Origin of the sequence: Campylobacter sp. W0066.2 (assembly GCF_024723515.1) — a bacterium.
Taxonomy (GTDB): Bacteria; Campylobacterota; Campylobacteria; order Campylobacterales; family Campylobacteraceae; genus Campylobacter_D.
In genome coordinates, this window is sequence record NZ_JANQCV010000017.1 from 1 (window position 1) to 16,862 (window position 16,862).

At 30.3% G+C, this 16,862-nt stretch carries 21 protein-coding genes; 7 read left to right on the forward strand and 14 right to left on the reverse strand.

Annotation, left to right across the window (positions count from 1 at the left end; genetic code table 11):
- Window positions 1-218: 218 nt before the first annotated feature.
- The 4 genes from CAMP18498_RS07255 to moaC form a co-directional block, all read right to left on the reverse strand.
- Entirely contained in the window at window positions 219-602 is a 384-nt protein-coding gene (locus CAMP18498_RS07255; protein WP_337198181.1) for a hypothetical protein, read from the reverse strand.
- Between the two features lie 109 nt (window positions 603-711).
- On the reverse strand, window positions 712-1,824 hold the full coding sequence (locus tag CAMP18498_RS07260; RefSeq protein ID WP_337198182.1) for a hypothetical protein: 1,113 nt from the start codon (window positions 1,822-1,824) through the stop codon (window positions 712-714).
- A gap of 12 nt (window positions 1,825-1,836) precedes the next feature.
- Window positions 1,837-2,100, reverse strand: coding sequence for an HP0495 family protein (locus CAMP18498_RS07265; RefSeq protein ID WP_133319952.1), 264 nt, complete (start codon window positions 2,098-2,100; stop codon window positions 1,837-1,839).
- Window positions 2,078-2,551: a cyclic pyranopterin monophosphate synthase MoaC gene (gene moaC / locus CAMP18498_RS07270; protein WP_263678027.1), complete on the reverse strand. Its 474-nt coding sequence runs from the start codon at window positions 2,549-2,551 to the stop codon at window positions 2,078-2,080. Before moaC ends, CAMP18498_RS07265 begins: the two co-directional genes overlap by 23 nt.
- Before the next feature lie 87 nt (window positions 2,552-2,638).
- Between moaC and CAMP18498_RS07275 the strand changes: the two genes are divergently transcribed.
- Window positions 2,639-2,800 carry a highly acidic protein gene (locus CAMP18498_RS07275; RefSeq protein ID WP_337198183.1) on the forward strand — a complete coding sequence of 54 codons (162 nt, stop codon included), beginning with the start codon at window positions 2,639-2,641 and terminating at the stop codon, window positions 2,798-2,800.
- A gap of 2 nt (window positions 2,801-2,802) precedes the next feature.
- Window positions 2,803-4,113, forward strand: a complete 1,311-nt coding sequence (locus CAMP18498_RS07280) for an MFS transporter (protein ID WP_337198184.1) — start codon at window positions 2,803-2,805, stop codon at window positions 4,111-4,113.
- Here CAMP18498_RS07280 and CAMP18498_RS07285 read toward each other — a convergent pair.
- Window positions 4,082-4,558: a cysteine permease gene (locus tag CAMP18498_RS07285; RefSeq protein WP_337198185.1), complete on the reverse strand. Its 477-nt coding sequence runs from the start codon at window positions 4,556-4,558 to the stop codon at window positions 4,082-4,084. The genes CAMP18498_RS07280 and CAMP18498_RS07285 overlap by 32 nt on opposite strands.
- A gap of 108 nt (window positions 4,559-4,666) precedes the next feature.
- Between CAMP18498_RS07285 and CAMP18498_RS07290 the strand changes: the two genes are divergently transcribed.
- Entirely contained in the window at window positions 4,667-5,050 is a 384-nt protein-coding gene (locus CAMP18498_RS07290; protein WP_263706404.1) for a group III truncated hemoglobin, read from the forward strand.
- A 14-nt stretch (window positions 5,051-5,064) separates the two neighbouring features.
- Here CAMP18498_RS07290 and CAMP18498_RS07295 read toward each other — a convergent pair whose 3' ends face one another.
- The 4 genes from CAMP18498_RS07295 to recA form a co-directional block, all read right to left on the reverse strand.
- Entirely contained in the window at window positions 5,065-5,748 is a 684-nt protein-coding gene (locus CAMP18498_RS07295; RefSeq protein WP_337198186.1) for an AMIN domain-containing protein, read from the reverse strand.
- Complete coding sequence (locus CAMP18498_RS07300; RefSeq protein WP_163197158.1) at window positions 5,738-5,899, reverse strand: hypothetical protein; 162 nt, start codon at window positions 5,897-5,899, stop codon at window positions 5,738-5,740. Before CAMP18498_RS07300 ends, CAMP18498_RS07295 begins: the two co-directional genes overlap by 11 nt.
- 116 nt (window positions 5,900-6,015) lie before the next feature.
- Window positions 6,016-7,260 carry a phosphopyruvate hydratase gene (gene eno / locus CAMP18498_RS07305; protein WP_337198187.1) on the reverse strand — a complete coding sequence of 415 codons (1,245 nt, stop codon included), beginning with the start codon at window positions 7,258-7,260 and terminating at the stop codon, window positions 6,016-6,018.
- Window positions 7,260-8,297 carry a recombinase RecA gene (gene recA, locus CAMP18498_RS07310; protein ID WP_039617275.1) on the reverse strand — a complete coding sequence of 346 codons (1,038 nt, stop codon included), beginning with the start codon at window positions 8,295-8,297 and terminating at the stop codon, window positions 7,260-7,262. Before recA ends, eno begins: the two co-directional genes overlap by 1 nt.
- A 110-nt stretch (window positions 8,298-8,407) precedes the next feature.
- Here recA and CAMP18498_RS07315 point away from each other — a divergent pair, with 110 nt between their 5' ends.
- From CAMP18498_RS07315 to CAMP18498_RS07325, 3 genes are read left to right on the forward strand one after another with little or no spacing between them, the layout of a single operon-like run.
- Complete coding sequence (locus tag CAMP18498_RS07315) at window positions 8,408-9,271, forward strand: menaquinone biosynthesis family protein (RefSeq protein ID WP_337198188.1); 864 nt, start codon at window positions 8,408-8,410, stop codon at window positions 9,269-9,271.
- A gap of 26 nt (window positions 9,272-9,297) precedes the next feature.
- Window positions 9,298-9,564, forward strand: a complete 267-nt coding sequence (gene fliQ / locus CAMP18498_RS07320; protein ID WP_012660903.1) for a flagellar biosynthesis protein FliQ — start codon at window positions 9,298-9,300, stop codon at window positions 9,562-9,564.
- Window positions 9,561-10,337 carry a UDP-N-acetylmuramate dehydrogenase gene (locus CAMP18498_RS07325; protein ID WP_337198189.1) on the forward strand — a complete coding sequence of 259 codons (777 nt, stop codon included), beginning with the start codon at window positions 9,561-9,563 and terminating at the stop codon, window positions 10,335-10,337. Before fliQ ends, CAMP18498_RS07325 begins: the two co-directional genes overlap by 4 nt.
- On the opposite strand, the gene CAMP18498_RS07330 is transcribed toward CAMP18498_RS07325, so the two are convergent.
- From CAMP18498_RS07330 to topA, 5 genes are read right to left on the reverse strand one after another with little or no spacing between them, the layout of a single operon-like run.
- The gene (locus CAMP18498_RS07330) at window positions 10,330-10,980 is read right to left on the reverse strand and encodes a hypothetical protein (RefSeq protein WP_337198190.1); all 651 of its coding nucleotides are present in this window, start codon (window positions 10,978-10,980) and stop codon (window positions 10,330-10,332) included. The two genes, CAMP18498_RS07325 and CAMP18498_RS07330, sit on opposite strands and share 8 nt — an antisense overlap.
- Window positions 10,980-11,738, reverse strand: coding sequence for a 3'(2'),5'-bisphosphate nucleotidase CysQ family protein (locus CAMP18498_RS07335; RefSeq protein WP_337198191.1), 759 nt, complete (start codon window positions 11,736-11,738; stop codon window positions 10,980-10,982). The genes CAMP18498_RS07330 and CAMP18498_RS07335 overlap by 1 nt, the downstream gene beginning before the upstream one ends.
- A 39-nt stretch (window positions 11,739-11,777) precedes the next feature.
- Window positions 11,778-12,956 (reverse strand): cation:proton antiporter, encoded by a 1,179-nt coding sequence (locus CAMP18498_RS07340; RefSeq protein WP_337198192.1) that lies wholly within the window; start codon window positions 12,954-12,956, stop codon window positions 11,778-11,780.
- Entirely contained in the window at window positions 12,937-13,773 is an 837-nt protein-coding gene (locus CAMP18498_RS07345) for a biotin synthase (protein ID WP_337198193.1), read from the reverse strand. The genes CAMP18498_RS07340 and CAMP18498_RS07345 overlap by 20 nt, the downstream gene beginning before the upstream one ends.
- A complete protein-coding gene (topA, locus tag CAMP18498_RS07350; protein ID WP_442867733.1) occupies window positions 13,773-15,857 on the reverse strand; it encodes a type I DNA topoisomerase in 2,085 nt (694 codons plus the stop codon). Before topA ends, CAMP18498_RS07345 begins: the two co-directional genes overlap by 1 nt.
- 197 nt (window positions 15,858-16,054) lie before the next feature.
- Between topA and CAMP18498_RS07355 the strand changes: the two genes are divergently transcribed.
- A partial coding sequence (locus tag CAMP18498_RS07355) for a flagellin N-terminal helical domain-containing protein (protein ID WP_337198194.1) occupies window positions 16,055-16,862 on the forward strand: 808 nt, incomplete at its 3' end.

A 16,862-nucleotide genomic window follows, 5' to 3' on the forward strand; every position in this document is an offset into this window, starting at 1 on the left:
AATAATAATGCTTAGAGTTATCATTATGGCTACTACTATTGCTTGTGCTGATGCAGTTTTTAGAATTGGAGCATTAATTATATCAGCGCTTTCTGTACTACAGACAAGGTACGAGGAGATTTTTGCACAAATTCCTAATCTTTCTTGATTTTTTAATCCATATTCAAAAAAATTATAATCTCCATTTTGCTTATATGCATTTAATACAGGACTGTGGTCTATAGAAGGATCAAGTAATTTAGTGTTTTTGGCGACAAAAACTTTTCCATTTTCATCAAATAAAAAACTATACTTTCATCACTTACAATGTTCTCTCCATTATCTAATCCAATGAAAGTTGATAATACTCCAGAAGCTTTTCTATAAGATTTTAGCGTTGGTCCAATGTTTGAAATTAAAGCATCCATAGAATTTAAATTTTCATAAGGTTCTTCTAAAATACTTTTTTCCAAGTTTATAATTAAATTTGTATTAATACTTCTAAATGTTTCTAAGGAAATTTTAGCAACTTGTAAAATATCATTTTGTCTTTTTAACTCATCTGCACATAAAAAAGTTTTAGTAAAATAAAAACTTAAAAAACCTAGAATAATCAAAGACAATGCTGCAAAACAATTGGCTACTAAAGATAGCTTTATTTTTAAACTATTAAATACCGAATACTTCCATTTTATTTTTACTAAATTTTAATTTCTAAAATTAAATTATTAATTAATATTTTTTTATTTTTTCCCACAATCTCATGCCTAATCTTTTGGCATCAAGTATATCTAAATTTCTATATTTATTACTAGCAAGTTTTTCAAGCTCACTTAGCTCTTTAGCTAAATTATTAAGTTTGTTCTGCGCTAGTTTACTAAAGTCATCAATTTTTGGATTTTGTTTGATTTCGTTGATTTTGATAAGAATTTGTTCTCTATTTTCTTGTATAAGGCGTTTAAATTTGGCAAATAAAGTGTCAAATTTATTTTCTAATAAATCTTTGAGTATATCTTTTACAGGATCATTAAGTTCTAATGATATTTTTTTAAGTATCTGGATAAATTCTTGTTCTATGTCTATAAGTTCTTTTTCTTTGTTTTTTAAATCATGTTCTAAAGCGCTATATGCAAAACTTGCTTTAAATTTTTCAATCGCCAAAGAAATTCCTTCTTGTGTTCCATAAATACTTCCAACACATAAATCATAAGCAAAAACTTTTGATTCATTAGCAAGTTCAAAAGCAGCATTTAAAACCACTTGGGAGATTTTTAAAATTCTTTCTTTTTCAAAGCTTCCCTCGCAAATTGCATTAAAGACTAAATTTTTAGCAATCTCACAAGAAGTAAGTTCTATATTTTCACCTTTTTCTAAGGTTGTGATAAAAGCACTTTCGGCAGTTTCTTTTAAAAGACCCAATATTTCTATATCATAAAGTATTGCGTCATTAATGCTTATATTAAATTCATTTAAATTTAAATCCTTTAAGGTTTTTTCTAAATCAAAAAAATTATCACAAATTTTATGTTTAATAGTGTTTTTTTGTTCCTCGATTTTTACTTTTAATTTGCCATATTCATTAATATAGGCAAAAAATGCTTTTTTATCCTCTTCCACTCTAGCTTTGATGATACCTTGGATTATTCTAGAAATATTTTCTTCATTTATAAGTTCAAGTTTTTCTAATACCTTAGAAAATATGGCAAAAAGCTCTTCATTGCTAGTATTTTCAAAACTAATTTTTTTATAACTTAGACTAAAAACAAGCTCGCTAATTAAGTTTGGAATTTCATTTTTTTCACAAGCTAAGAGAGAATTTTCAAAAATTATGGCTAAATTTTTCATATTTTTCCTTTTTTATAATACAAATTTCGCTTTACTTTTTAATTGATTAAAAATATTTAAACGATCATCTTTACTATCGACATAAACACTTAAAAGATAACTTTTATATGTTCCTTGTTTGCTAGTATTTGAGATTTTATATTTAAATTCTCTTTCATTGAGTATTTGGGTGAAAATTTCTAAAGCATCAACTTCAGCTTCAAAAACGACTTTATAATCCCAAAAAGTAGGGTAGTTTATAATAGGTTCTTTTTTAAGATCGCAGATATTTACCACTTTTTCCTCCTTCTTTACTTTCTAAAACTATATTAGTAATTTGCATGCTTTTATCAATAGCTTTAACCATATCATAAATAGTTAAAAGCCCAATGCTAACAGCTGTTAAGCTTTCCATTTCAACTCCTGTTTTTCCTTCACATTTTACGGTTACGAAAAGTTTAAAAGAGCATTCTTCTTTGTTTTCTTCTATATGAGTTTGTACTTTTGAAATCATTAAAGGATGGCACATTGGAATGAGATTTGAAGTTTGCTTAGCTCCCATAATAGCTGCTGTGATGGCAGTTTGTAAAACAGGTCCTTTTTTGGCTTTATTTTCGATAATAGCTTCAAATGCTTCTTTACTCATATATATTTTACCGCTTGCACAAGCTTCTCTTTGGGTGATATCTTTTTGGCTTACATCTACCATTTTGGGATGATTTTTTTCATCTAAATGCGTTAAATTCATATTTTTCCTTAAGTAAAGTTTGAAAAATTATACCAAAATGTATATTTTTATATTAAAATACTACTAAAAAATTTTAAAGGATTTACAATGGTTTATGATGATGAAGAATTTGAAAATTACGATGATGAAATGTATAATGAAGCAGACGATGATACTTATGCAAATAATCAAAGATCGTATAATTATGATGATGATGATTATGAATACGATGATGATTATAGTGATGATGATACTTATGAGATGGATTAAGAGTGAGTAAAAATCTTAGTAAAAAAGATATAAAAGTTTTAGGTCTTTCTTCTTTGGGAGGGACTTTAGAATTTTATGATTTTATCATTTTTGTATTTTTTGCAAGTTATATTTCTAAAAATTTTTTTCCTGAAAATTTAAACCCATTTTGGCAAATGTTTAATACTTATGGGATTTTTGCTGCGGGATATTTAGCTAGACCGCTTGGCGGTATAGTTATGGCTCATTTTGGTGATAAATTTGGCCGTAAGAAAATGTTTATGCTTAGTATTTTGCTGATGGTTGTGCCAACTTTTATACTTGCTTTTATACCTGCTTATGAAAGTATAGGGTATTTATGTATAGTATTTTTAGTGTTTGTAAGGATTTGTCAAGGCATAGCTATAGGTGGGGAATTACCTGGTGCTTGGGTTTTTGTATTTGAGCATGCTCCAAAGGGTCAAAAACGCACTTATCTTGGGATTTTAACAGCTTCTGTGGTAGGTGGAATTTTACTTGGTAGTTTTGTATTTTTGATGATGAATAAACTGTTTACACAAGAAGAGCTTTATGAGTGGGCTTGGAGAATTCCATTTTTCTTGGGTGGAATTTTTGGGATTATTTCTGCTTATTTGCGTAAATTTTTAAGAGAAACTCCTGTTTTTGAGCAAATGAAAAAAGACAAAGCCTTAGAAAAATTTCCTTTAAAAGAAGTGTTTAAAAAAGCCAAACTAGGTGTAGTGCTTTCTATGTTAATAACTTGGGTTTTAACTGCTTGTATTGTTGTGATGATTTTGATCATACCTTCTTTTATGGCAAAAATTTTAAGTATTGATGCAAGTATTCAAACTTATATGCAAATGCTTGGTATATTTGTGCTTGTAATTGGCTGTATATTAAGTGGAATTTTAGCTGATAAAATAGGCATAGTAAAAGCTTGTGTGATTTTTTCATTAGGATTTTTCTTAACTTGCTTGTTTTATTTTAATGCTCTTTATACTAAAACACCTGATTTTAATACAGTGAGTGTGTATTATTTGAGTGCTTGTTTTTTTGCTGGAGTGATGAATTTTTGCCCTTTAATGATGAGTGAAGTATTTGATGCTAAGATTAAATTTTCAGGACTTAGTTTTTCATATAATATAGCTTATGCATTAGCCGGTGGGTTTACCCCACAACTTGCTTTATTTTTACATACTATTGCTTTAGCAAATTTAGAAAATATCGCTCGTTTTTCTTTAGGATTTTATATGCTAGCTATGGCTATAATTTCACTTTTTTCTGCTTTGATGTTTAAATATCTTAGTAATACCCAACGCACATACTCTCAGTGATTTTAATACGCTTTTCCAAAGGAGTAGGGCTAAAAAAATGGCATTTTTCGATGTAAATATTATAGTTATAATCTAGTTTTAAAAGATCGTAAAATGCCTTTAAATTTACAAATTTAACCCCACATACTTCTTTTATATCTAAGATTTTATAAATTTGAGAATTATTTTTTTCTACTAAATGAGATGGAGCTAGGGTTGTAAATGAGCAAAAAGCACTTGCTAATACATAGCCACTTAAATTTTCACATTTTTGTATAAGATGTTGATGTTTTTTTAAAATACTTTTTTTGTGTAAAAATACCACTCTTGTGTCTTGATAGCGCGCTGCTTGAACGTTTTTCCAAAATTTATAAGCATTTTTAGAGATATTTGCTAATTGATGTAATTGCACATTTAAGACATAATCATCTAAGAATTGATTGGGTGGTAAAATAGTATAAGTCATAGTTTTTCTTTAATTTTGTTTTTAAAATTATACTAAAAATTGACTTTTGTTTATATTTTTAATTTCTAAATTTAATACAATAAGCAAAAATTATTTTTAAGGAAAAGCATGAAATTTGAAACTATTAATCATGAGGGTATAAAAAAACTTATGGATGTTTTTTATACAAAGGTTAGAGTGGATAAAGATTTAGGGCCTATTTTTAATGAAAAAATCGGCACAGATGATGAGAGTTGGAAAAAACATAAAGAAAAAATAGCAAGTTTTTGGGCAGGGATGTTTTTAGCTGATCCAAGTTATAGTGGTTCACCTTTGAGAGCTCATCATGAATTGCCTCCATTTCCAAGAGAATTTTTTGATATTTGGCTTAATTTATTTGATGAGAGTTTGCAAGAAGTTTTTGAAGATGAACCAAGAAATATCATTATAGAAAGAGCTAGAATGATAGCCCAAAGATTTCAAATGATTATTTATGATCATAGATTTGCTTAAGAGTTTAAAAACTCTTAGCGATAGTTAAATGTATGTAAGTTTTCACTATGTGAATATTTATAACTATATTTTCCATCAAGATATATTACCAAACGATAATACCCTTTATGTGAACCAAATACAACTTTTCTAACTTGTGCTGTATTAACTTGCAGTGTTTTGGTGTTAAAATTCTGTTTTTTAGCAAAATCTATAATAATTTTAGTAGGATCTCCTATAGACAGATGTCTTAGTATTTTATCCTGGGTTTTGATATTGATTTTGTTATTATAAAAGCCAAGAGAAATAAAATTATAAATATTTCCGCTAAAAAGTGGTGTTTCTATGTTTAAAGTAGTGTTGTTTTCTTCTGTTTTTGAGTTTTTATTTCCTTGTTTTTGTGGTACGGTTACAGATACATCAAGTATAGGCGTGGCATTTGGACTTTTAGTTTTTATAAATGAGTAGGTATCATGCCAGTCAATACTTTTGTATATATCCAGAGTGGTTTGTTCTTCAGAACCATCAAGGTTAATGTAAGTAATGGTAATATTTTTTAAAATTCTCGCATCAGAATTAAAGTTAAAATCTTGCCTTTGGAAAGGACTAAGTTTTGCAAATTCGGTGTTTTTTTGCTCTATGTTATTATCAAAAGGATTGTCTTTTGCATTTAAAAATACACAAGAAAGTAAAAACAATATAAAAAATTTAATTCTCATGCGAATTTTCTCCCTTAAGTCTTAAAAGTTGCAAATATTCTTTTTGAGCTTGAGCATTTTTAGCTTTTAAAGTCATTATATTTTTTTCTAAAATTTTTTGCTCTTCTTTAAGTGTTAGTAACACATCTAGAGAAGATTTACCAAAAAACATATTACCAAAATACATAGCAACAATAATAGCTACAAATGATAATACAATGGTTTTGATGAGTTGACGATGAGCTTCCTTTTTTTTAGAATGCTCATCATACTCTTTTAATAAATCGCTCAGAGTTTATCTCCTAAGTACTCATCATTATCAAGTTCAATTTCTAATAAGCGATTGTATTTAGCAGTTCTTTCGCCTCTTGCTAGAGCTCCTGTTTTGATTTGTCCTGTATTAAGTGCTACTGCAAAATCAGCTATAAAAGCATCTTCACTTTCCCCGCTTCTGTGACTCATAATACATCTGTAATTATTTCTATGAGCTAATCTTACTGTTCTCATGGTTTGAGTGATTGTTCCGATTTGATTAGGTTTGATTAATACAGCATTTGCCATATTTTTCATGATACCTTCTCTTAAAATATCTTCATTAGTTACAAATAAATCATCACCCACAAGTTGAATTTTATTACCAAGCTTTTGAGTAAGTTTAATCCAACCTTCATAATCATCTTCAGCCAAACCATCTTCAATACTAAAAATTGGATATTTAGCGCATAATTCTTCATAGCGGGCAATTAAGTCTTCACTTGAGAAAACTTTACCCTCTAAATGGTATTTACCATCTTTGTAAAGCTCACTACTTGCTACATCTAGCGCTAGTTTGATTTTATTTTCATAGCCTGCTTTTTTAATACAAGTCATTAAAAGATCAAGAGGTTCTGTATTGTTTGCTAAATTTGGTGCAAAACCGCCCTCATCACCTAAAGCAGTAGAGTGGCCTAAGCTGGCTAATTCTTTTTTCAATACTGCATAAATTTCACAAACTGATCTCAATCCTTCTTTAAAGCTTGAAAAACCAAAAGGCATGATCATAAATTCTTGAAAATCTACGCTATTGTTTGCGTGCGCACCGCCATTGATGATATTACACATTGGCACAGGTAATACACTTGCATTTGCTCCACCTAAGTAACGATATAAAGGTACACCTAGTGCATTAGCAGCAGCGCGTGCTGTTGCCATAGAAATTCCTAAAGTTGCATTTGCTCCTAGGTTGGAATAATTTTTTGTCCCATCAAGCTCTAAAAGAGTATTATCTAGTTGGGTTTGATTAAAAGCATCAAGCCCTATAATGTTTTCAGCTATGGTACCATTGATGTTTTCAATGGCTTTTAAAACACCTTTTCCACCAAATCTTTCATCATTGTCTCTTAATTCTAAAGCTTCTTTTTTTCCTGTGCTTGCACCACTTGGAACGATAGCATTACCCACACTGCCATCGCTTAACATGATTTCAGCTTTAATGGTAGGATTACCTCTACTATCTAAAACTTCAAAAGCTCTTAAATCTTCAATAATCAACATTATTCCTCTCCTTCTTCATCATCTTCTTTTGCACCCAAAATCATACTATCTATACCGATTGAATTTTGTATGGCTTGAGTGATTTCATCTGCAATAGCTGGGTTTTCTTTTAAAAATGCTTTGGCATTTTCTCTACCTTGGCCAAGTTTAGAAGCCTTGTAAGAAAACCACGCACCACTTTTATCAATAATATCAAGTTTTACACCATAGTCTATTAGCTCACCTTCACGGCTTACACCCTCACCAAACATCACATCAAATTCAGCTTGTTTAAAAGGAGGAGCTACTTTATTTTTAGCTACTTTTACTTTAACACGGTTTCCAATAGGCTCATCATTTTGTTTTAAAGTAGCTGTTTTTCTTACATCTAAACGCACTGAAGCATAAAATTTTAAAGCATTTCCGCCAGTAGTAGTTTCAGGAGTGCCATAACCCATCATGCCTATTTTCATACGAATTTGATTGATGAAAATTACAGTGGTATTCATTTTATGGACAATTCCGGTTAATTTTCTTAAAGCTTGGCTCATTAATCTTGCTTGAAGACCTACATGTTGATCTCCCATATCACCTTCAATTTCTGCTTTTGGAGTAAGTGCAGCAACACTATCTACTACTATTAGATCAATGGCCCCACTTCTTGCTATAGTTTCAACGATTTCTAAGGCTTGTTCTCCAAAATCTGGTTGAGAGATGTAAAGATTTTCTGTATCAACGCCTAAATTTTTTGCATATCTTACATCAAGAGCGTGTTCAGCATCAATAAACGCACAAACTCCGCCTTTTTTTTGACATTCTGCTATGATGTGTAAGGTAAGTGTAGTTTTACCTGAACTTTCAGGTCCATAAATTTCTATAATTCTTCCTTTTGGAACCCCACCAATTCCTAAAGCCAAATCAAGTCCAACCGAACCTGTAGGAATAGAATCAATTTTTTCAACTTCTTTATCGCCAAGTCTTAAGATAGTGCCTTTTCCAAAGGTTTTATCAAGACTTTTTAAGGCTGCATCAAGTGATTTTCTTTTATTATCATCCATGCTTGTTAATCCTTTTATAATATGTTTAAAATTGTATCAAAAAGAAATTTAATATAAGTTTTTATTTTGAATTTTGCTAAAATACTTTTTTAAATTTTTAAGGAAAAAAAATGAATAAAAAAATTAGCGTAGCACACTCTCCTGATGCTGATGATATTTTTATGTATATGGCGATTAAATTTGGTTGGGTAGGAAATGCTTATGAGTATGAAAATACAGCTTTAGATATACAAACTTTAAATGAGCTTGCATTAGAAAATATATACGATGTTAGTGCGATATCTTTTGCGCTTTATCCTTTGATAGCTAGTGAATATGCTTTGTTAAAAACTGCTGTGAGTTTTGGCGAGGGTTATGGACCAAAGCTTATTAAGAAAAAAGATAAAAAATTAAAGCCAAATTTTAAAGTTGCTTTAAGTGGGGCACACACTACTAATGCTTTAATCTTTCGTATAAAATACTCACAAGCTAGGATAACCTATAAGAATTTTTTAGAGATTGAAAAAGCAGTTTTAGAAGGTGAAGTAGATGCTGGAGTGCTTATACATGAAAGTATTTTAGAATTTGATTCTAGTTTGTGTGTTGAGGCTGAACTTTGGGATATTTGGCAAGAATTAGCCAAAGATGATTTGCCTTTACCTTTGGGTGGTATGGCGCTTAGAAGATCTTTACCACTTAATGATGCAATAGCGGTTGAAAAAGATTTGATTAAAGCAGTAGAAGTAGCCGAACATAATAGAAAAATCTTAGCCTCCATGCTTTTAGAGCGTAATTTAATACGCGTAGATGCGCAAAAACTTGATGTGTATTTAAATTTATACGCAAATAAAAACTCTATAAATATGAATGATAAACAATACAATGCCATAGATAAGCTTTTTGAACTTGGGTTTAATCATGGATTTTATGAGAAATTAATAAAAAGCAAAGATTATCTTATACCTAGTGAGTATGAAGAATTTAGAAATTCTTGATAGAATTTAAATTTTAAGGAGAAAATATGGAAAGTACTTTAGTAGCCTTGGGTGTACAAACTTTTAAAATCACACTTATGCTTTCTTTACCTATGCTTTTAGCAGGACTTATCGCAGGGCTTATTATAAGTATTTTTCAAGCTGTAACGCAAATTAATGAAGCAACGCTTTCTTTTGTGCCAAAAATTTTACTTGTTGTTGTGGTGATAGTATTTTTAATGCCTTGGATGATAAGTTCTATGATTGATTTTACAACTAATATTTTAAATCAAATTCCAAGTTTTATTCGATGATTATTGATTTTTCTAAGTATTCTTCTGTGCGTATAGGTGGGAGCTTTGAAGTGCAAGTGCTTGAAGAGCCTTGTGAATTTGATGGTTTTTTAGTAGGCGGGGCAAATAATCTTTTAATCTCTCCAAAACCCAAAAAACTAGGAATTTTAGGGAAAAGTTTTGATTGTATTAAAATTTTAGAGCAAAATGAAAAAGGTATGTTTTTAGAGATAGGCTCTAGCGTGAAATCTTTTAAAATGTATCATTTTGCTAAAGAAAACAACTTAAAAGGCTTTGAGTTTTTAAGAAATATCCCAGGAACTTTGGGCGGTATTTTAAAAATGAATGCAGGATTAAAAGATGAGGATATTAGTAAAAACTTAATCAGTATTTGCACTTTTAATCAAGAAATTTTAAAACAAAATATCGCTTTTGCTTATAGGTTTAACCCTATTAAAGAAGTAATGTTTAGCGCGAAGTTTTTTTTAGAATATGGATTTGACCCAGTTAAAGATGAACTTTTAAAAAATGCAAGAAAAAATCAACCCAAAGGTGCTAGCTTTGGCTCTATTTTTAAAAATCCCAAAAACGATCATGCAGGAAGGTTGATAGAAGCAGTTAATCTTAAAGGTTTTAGTAAAAATGATGCGATGTTTAGTAATGAACATGCAAATTTTTTAATTAATAAAAAACACGCTAGTTTTGATGATGTTATGTTTTTGATAGAGCTTGCCAAAAAAAGAGTTTTTGAAGAATTTGGGATTGTCTTAGAAGAAGAAGTGGTGGTTATATAGTATTTTTAATATCTTCATAAACAATTGCAGCTATTTCTTGGACTAATTCTTGATAAGATTTGTTTTTATCGTTTGTGCTAAATTGAGTATTGATAGTAAGGATTTTATGATCTTTTAGTTTTTTTGTTTTGGCATTAAAAAGTTTGTATTCTATGTCGGCTTTGACTTCAAAATTGGAAAAAAGCAAGAAATTTTGTTGGCTTGCTTGAATGCTTTTTAAATCTAGCAAAATAATAAAATCAGCCTTTTTAAAACGATTAAATTCTAAAAACTCACTTGCATTGATGAAATTTTTATTTTTTTGCAAGATATTTTGGCTATTGATGTAAGTTTGATTTTCTTTTTGATTAAGTAAGGCAAAATTATTTTGCTCATTTAAAATAGTACTTAATGCTTTTAGCGTATCTTTTGCCATGGTTTTAGCATCGATTTTTAAGTTTGAAAAATAAAAATTATATTCTTTTTCATAGCTTGGCACTAAAGCTAAGGTGTTAATGTGTGAGAGTTTATCATAATTTATATTTTGTTCAAGATTGATGATATTAAAATCATCATTATTTTGTAATTTGACGATTTTTTTATTCGCAAAAGAGTTAGCATAAATAGCACTTAAAAAACAAAAAAACACTAAAAAAAATCTCACTAAAAACCTTTTAATTTAAATTCATTCTTAGCAAAAGCTATAAAACTTGGAAGTTTAAAATCAGGACTATTATAATCTAAAGCCTTTTTGTCAAAATCATATAAAATTCCACCATTTTGTTTGACTAAAAAATCTCCCGCAGCTATATCCCAAGCTTTTGGGCCACCAAAACGCGGATAAATTCCAGCTTTTGCTTCAAGTAAATATACAAACTTTAAAGCAGATGAAACCTTAATGCCTTCAAGATGATTTTGAATAAAAAAATCTTCATTGTTATCATGATTTTTAGAGTAAAGGGCTATATTTTCAACCTTTTCGTACTGCTCTAAGTTAAGATTTAAAATTTCATTATTTTTATAAACTTTAGTATGAGTATGTGCATAATAAAATGCATTATTTTCCACATCGCCTATAAGCGAAAGTACAGGAGTGTTTTTATGGATTAATGCGATTAAAACACAATATTCTTTGTCTTTTTTAGCATAAGATTTAGTGCCATCAAGAGGATCTATTAGCCAAAAATACTCTAAATTTTTTCTTTCTTCATAAGAAAGTATATTTTCTTCAGAGCATATAGCTATATCGCTTGAAGCCAAAATTTCACTAATAGCTTCATTAGATTTTATATCAGCTAAACCTACCGGAGAATCATCATCTTTAAGCCATAAGGTATTTTTGTCTTTATATTCAAGCAATACTTTAGAGGCTTCCTTGCCTGCTTTTAAGGCTAATTCTAAAAGTGTGTCTAAATTTTTCATAAAAAAAGTATAGCAGTTTTATATAAATACTTAGTAGAATTATTTTCTACTAAGATTATTGATAAATTTAATTAAGCTAATAGCCAAAATTGCTTCAAGTAAAGCAGTAAGTACTAATCCTGAGTATATATCTTGAGTGATTATATTAGTTTGATAAGAAAGCGTAGCTATTGCGATGAGTAAGGTTAGTGGCATAGAATGGCTTAGGCCAAATAAAAAGGTGTTTTTTAAACCAAGTATTTTTACAAAAGTCATAGCACAAAGTATTCTTAGTCCTATCATAAAGGCAGTTAGCGAAAAAGCTATGAGTAAAACTTGAGGGTTTAAAAGCATTTGAAGTTTAAAACTTGAGCCTATATATATGAAAAATATAGGGATTAAAAATCCATAACCAAAGCTAGAAAGTTTATGTTCTAGATCTTTTTTATGATCAAAAAAAGTAGCTATAAATGAACCCGCTATAAAAGCTCCAAGTGCAACTTCAAGTTTAAAATAAATCATAATTGCAACTATGGCTATGAAAATTGCCATACAAAATCTTATATCTTTTTCATTTTGATCTTGCCAAGGCATGAGTATGGTTTTAAGCTGTGGATACCACCAAAAAAGCACTTCTAAAAATTTAAATCCAAAAATACAAAGTGCCAAAAATCCTACTAAATATAATAAATTTTGAGTGAGTGAGAAAAGATCAGCTCCTTTTCCCAAAAATGCCGCAGCTATGGTAAGCAAAACTATGCTTACAACTTCAGCTAAAGTGGCTACTACCATAGATACATTAAGCCACTCACGGTTTTTGCCAAAGTCTCTATAAAGCGTTGAGAGTAAACCCACACTCATAACAGGTATAATAATGACAAAAATATAAGAAATATCTATACTTTCAACCGCTAAAACACTAAAAGCATATAAAAGTATGATGTAGATAAAAGCTTTATTAAGTAAGCTTCTTTCAGTATTTAAAAAGGTTTTAAGATTAATCTCCATACCCGCAATAAACATAAGATAATAAAATCCCGCATTAGCTAAAAGCTTAAAATTCTCACTTTCTCCTATGAAACCCAAAAATCCTATAAAAGAACCAAGCATGATTTCAGTGGCTGAAAGTGGGAGTTTTAAAAATTTAGCAATATAAGGTGAAGTTAGCAAACACCCTGCTACGACTAATAAAATTTTTAAATCCGTAGCAGCTTGAGCATCAATGGCATGAGCTAGCAAAGCTAAATCCCATTTGTTTTAGTTTTTGTATGTCTTTGCTAGGTTCTTCGCCTTTAGTTGTAAGATAATCGCCCACTACTATAGCACTAGCTCCTGCGTTAAAAATTTCATATTGTCTTTCTTTTAGCACTACTTCTCTACCACCTGCTACCATGATATGTGCATTTAGTAAGTCTTTTTTAGTATCTTTGATGATATTTAATGCCTCATCAGGATCAAGCAAAGCTTGTTTAAGTTTTAAGTTTTCATTTGGTATGAAAAAATTAATAGGCGAAGAAAAAGGATCAAGCTCTTTTAAACTTGCTCTAAAACTTTTTCTATCAGCTTCGCTTTCTCCAAGACCATAAATTCCACCACAACAAAGCATCAAACCTGCTTCTTTAGCATAAAGATTAGTTTGAAATCTTTGCTCCCAAGTATGCGTAGAACAAATGTTTGGAAAAAATTCTTTAGAAGTTTCTAGATTATGATTATAAGAAAAAATTCCTGCTTTTTTTAATTCTTTGAGTTGTTCTAAATTTGCTATGCCATTGCAAGCTATGAGTAAAAGTCCTTCTACTTCTTTTTGCACTGCATGAGCTACTTTGCATACATACTCAAGTTTTTCATCATCAAGTCCAGCTCCTGCCGTGACTAAACAAAAACCCAAAGCCTCATTTTTCTTAGCCATTTTAGCTTCTAAAACAATTTGGTCTATATCTTTTCTTTTGTATTTGTTGATATTAGTTTTCACATGAGCGCTTTGAGTGCAGTATTTACAGTCCTCCCCACACCCTCCACTTGCTATATTAGATATAGCACAAAGCATGATTTGCATTAGATTTCCTTTTTGATTTTGCATTTTAAGCACTCTAAAAATGTGCCTTTTTTAAGCTCTTTGAAAATCAAAGTTTCGCCACATTCGCTACATTTTTCTTCGCTTGGTTTGTATTTGCTTATATAGTTGCATTTTGGATAAGCACTACAACCATAAAATTTACCACGCTTAGAAAAACGCTCCACGATCTCGCCTTCTTGACAGCTTGGGCATTTTACGCCTATGGTATTGAGTTTTTTTTCACTTTTTTCTTCATTTTGTGTTTCTTGTTTTAAATTTCTTGAGTATTTACATTTTGGAAAATTTAAACAAGCTATAAATTCTCCATATCTTCCTTTTCTTATAGCAAGCTCTCCACCACAATCAGGGCAGGCTTCATCTAGTTTTGTAAAAGTTTTTTGACTTTTTATATTTTTTTTACCCTCATCGATTTTTCTCATAAAAGGAAAATAAAACTCTCTTAAAACTTCTTGCCAGTCCATTTTGCCTTCTGCAATGGTGTCAAGTTTATCTTCCATTTTAGAAGTAAAATCACTATCTACTATATCACTAAAGTTTTGTTCTAAAACCTCTGTTACGACAAAGGCTATTTCATTAGGTATGATTTGTTTTTTATCTATATGCACATATTCTCTTGCACTAAGTAAAGAGATGGTTGGAGCATAAGTAGAAGGGCGTCCTATACCAAGATTTTCTAACTTTTTAACAAGCCCAGCTTCAGAATATCTTGAAGGTGGTTCGGTAAAATGTGAGTTTAATTCTATATTTTGAATATTTAGTGTATCTTCTAGTTTTAAATTAGGTAAAATTTTATCTTTATCCATATCTCCATATACTTTATAATGCCCATCAAATAAAATTTTTCTACCACTTATTTTAAAACTTGCTTCATTTGATTTTGCATAGACATTTTGAGTTTGAGATATAGCAGGATTCATTTGTGAAGCTAGGAAGCGATTGTAAATTAAAGTATATAATCTTGCTTCATCTTTTTCTAAAAACTCACTTGCAAGTTTTGGAGTAAAACTAAGATTAGTTGGTCTTATAGCTTCATGTGCTTCTTGGGCACCTTTGCTTTTAGTGGTGTAAATATTTGCTTTGCTTGGCAAGTACTCTTTACCAAAATCACTTTTAATGAGCTTTCTTACTTCTTCTAAGGCTTCTTTTGCGATATTTAAGCTATCAGTTCTCATATAAGTGATCACACCCATAATGCCTTGATGAGTTTTTACGCCCTCATAAAGTTTTTGAGCTATCATCATGGTTTTTTTAGGGTTAAAACCTAGGCGATTGCTTGCACTTTGTTGCAAAGTTGAGGTCATAAAAGGTGCTTGTGGGGCTATTTTTCTATCTTTGCTTTCTATGTCTTTTATTTTAAAGTTAGCATTTTTGCAAGCTTCAAAGATAAGCTTAGCTCTATCTTCATTAGTTAGACTTAGTTTTTCTATCTTTTGATTTTGAAACTCAACTAGTTCAGCTTGTAAGTCTTTTTCAAAAATCATATCTATACTAAAGTATTTTAAAGGAACAAAAGCTTTGATTTCTCTTTCTCTATCGACAATGATTTTTAAAGCCGCGCTTTGTACACGCCCTGCGCTTAAGCCTTTTTGAATTTTTTGATTGAGTAAGGGGCTAAGTTTGTAGCCTACGATACGATCAAGCAAGCGTCTAGTTTGTTGAGCGTTGACGCTATTTATATTTAAAGATCTTGGGTTTTTTAAAGCATTTTCTATGGCAATTTTAGTGATCTCATGAAAAACTATGCGTGGCAGGGAATTTTCATCTTTATTAATAGCCTTGGCTATATGATAAGCTATGGCTTCACCCTCACGATCCTCATCGGTTGCAAGGTAGATTGTTTTAGCTTTTTTAGCCTTTTCTTTGAGTTCTTTTACTAAGCTTGAATGATCATTTGAAATTCTATATTCAGGTTTAAAATTTTCATCTTCTATTTTTATACCAAAGCTAGTTTTAGGTAGATCTCTAATGTGGCCTTTAGAGGCTATTACTTCATAGTCTTTACCTAGAAAATTACCTATGGTTTTAGCTTTAGCAGGTGATTCTACTATGATTAAATTTTTCATTATTTTCCTTGTGAGGATTAAAATTAGTAAAAGTGTATAAAAAAAAGTTAAATTTTTTGCTTAGATGAATTTTTAAATGAATAATCTAAATTAAGTTACAAATAAAATATTTTAAAAGTATAAAATTTTTTTCTTTATTTTCGATATAGTCTAAACAACGGCATGGAAGCGGTTGAATTTATTTAAAAGGATTTAAAATGGGATTTCGTATAAATACTAACGTGGCATCTTTAAATGCTCAAAACAATGCAAATTTAAACTCAAGAGCGTTGGATAGCTCTTTGTCTAGACTTAGCTCAGGTCTTAGAATCAACTCTGCAGCAGATGATGCTTCTGGGATGGCTATTGCAGATAGCTTAAGATCTCAAGCTGCAACTTTAGGTCAAGCTATTAACAATGGTAATGATGCTTTAGGTATTTTACAAACAGCTGATAAAGCTATGGATGAGCAACTTAAAATCTTAGATACTATCAAAGTAAAAGCAACTCAAGCTGCTCAAGATGGGCAAAGCACTAAAACAAGAAACATGCTTCAAGCTGATATTAACCGTTTGATGGAAGAACTTGATAATATCGCAAATACAACCTCTTTTAACGGTAAGCAACTTTTAAGTGGTGGTTTTACTAATCAAGAATTTCAAATCGGTGCTCAGTCAAATCAAACCATCCAAGCTAGCATAGGTGCAACCCAGTCAAGTAAAATCGGTGTTACTAGATTTGAAACAGGATCTATGTCTCATACTAGTGGTGTAGCTCAACTTACTATTAAAAACTACAATGGTATTGATGATTTTAAATTCCAACCTGTAGTTATTTCATCTTCAGTAGGTACTGGTATGGGTGCTTTAGCTGAAGAGATTAATAGGGTAGCTGATATAACTGGTGTTAGAGCAAATTTCTTAGTGGAAACTACTGGTGCTGGTCCTATAAAGGCTGGAGTTACAAGTGATGATTTTACTATCAATGGAGTTAAAATAGGTAAAGTTGAGTATAAAGATGGTGATG

Coding starts and splice junctions, on each gene's coding strand:
- CAMP18498_RS07260 (WP_337198182.1), bottom strand. CDS start 1,824: ATGAAAAATTTAGCCATAATTTTTGAAAATTCTCTCTTAGCTTGTGAA.
- moaC (WP_263678027.1), bottom strand. CDS start 2,551: ATGAATTTAACGCATTTAGATGAAAAAAATCATCCCAAAATGGTAGAT.
- CAMP18498_RS07275 (WP_337198183.1), top strand. CDS start 2,639: ATGGTTTATGATGATGAAGAATTTGAAAATTACGATGATGAAATGTAT.
- CAMP18498_RS07285 (WP_337198185.1), bottom strand. CDS start 4,558: ATGACTTATACTATTTTACCACCCAATCAATTCTTAGATGATTATGTC.
- CAMP18498_RS07290 (WP_263706404.1), top strand. CDS start 4,667: ATGAAATTTGAAACTATTAATCATGAGGGTATAAAAAAACTTATGGAT.
- CAMP18498_RS07295 (WP_337198186.1), bottom strand. CDS start 5,748: ATGAGAATTAAATTTTTTATATTGTTTTTACTTTCTTGTGTATTTTTA.
- CAMP18498_RS07300 (WP_163197158.1), bottom strand. CDS start 5,899: ATGTTTTTTGGTAAATCTTCTCTAGATGTGTTACTAACACTTAAAGAA.
- eno (WP_337198187.1), bottom strand. CDS start 7,260: ATGTTGATTATTGAAGATTTAAGAGCTTTTGAAGTTTTAGATAGTAGA.
- recA (WP_039617275.1), bottom strand. CDS start 8,297: ATGGATGATAATAAAAGAAAATCACTTGATGCAGCCTTAAAAAGTCTT.
- CAMP18498_RS07315 (WP_337198188.1), top strand. CDS start 8,408: ATGAATAAAAAAATTAGCGTAGCACACTCTCCTGATGCTGATGATATT.
- fliQ (WP_012660903.1), top strand. CDS start 9,298: ATGGAAAGTACTTTAGTAGCCTTGGGTGTACAAACTTTTAAAATCACA.
- CAMP18498_RS07325 (WP_337198189.1), top strand. CDS start 9,561: ATGATTATTGATTTTTCTAAGTATTCTTCTGTGCGTATAGGTGGGAGC.
- CAMP18498_RS07335 (WP_337198191.1), bottom strand. CDS start 11,738: ATGAAAAATTTAGACACACTTTTAGAATTAGCCTTAAAAGCAGGCAAG.
- CAMP18498_RS07345 (WP_337198193.1), bottom strand. CDS start 13,773: ATGCAAATCATGCTTTGTGCTATATCTAATATAGCAAGTGGAGGGTGT.
- topA (WP_442867733.1), bottom strand. CDS start 15,857: ATGAAAAATTTAATCATAGTAGAATCACCTGCTAAAGCTAAAACCATA.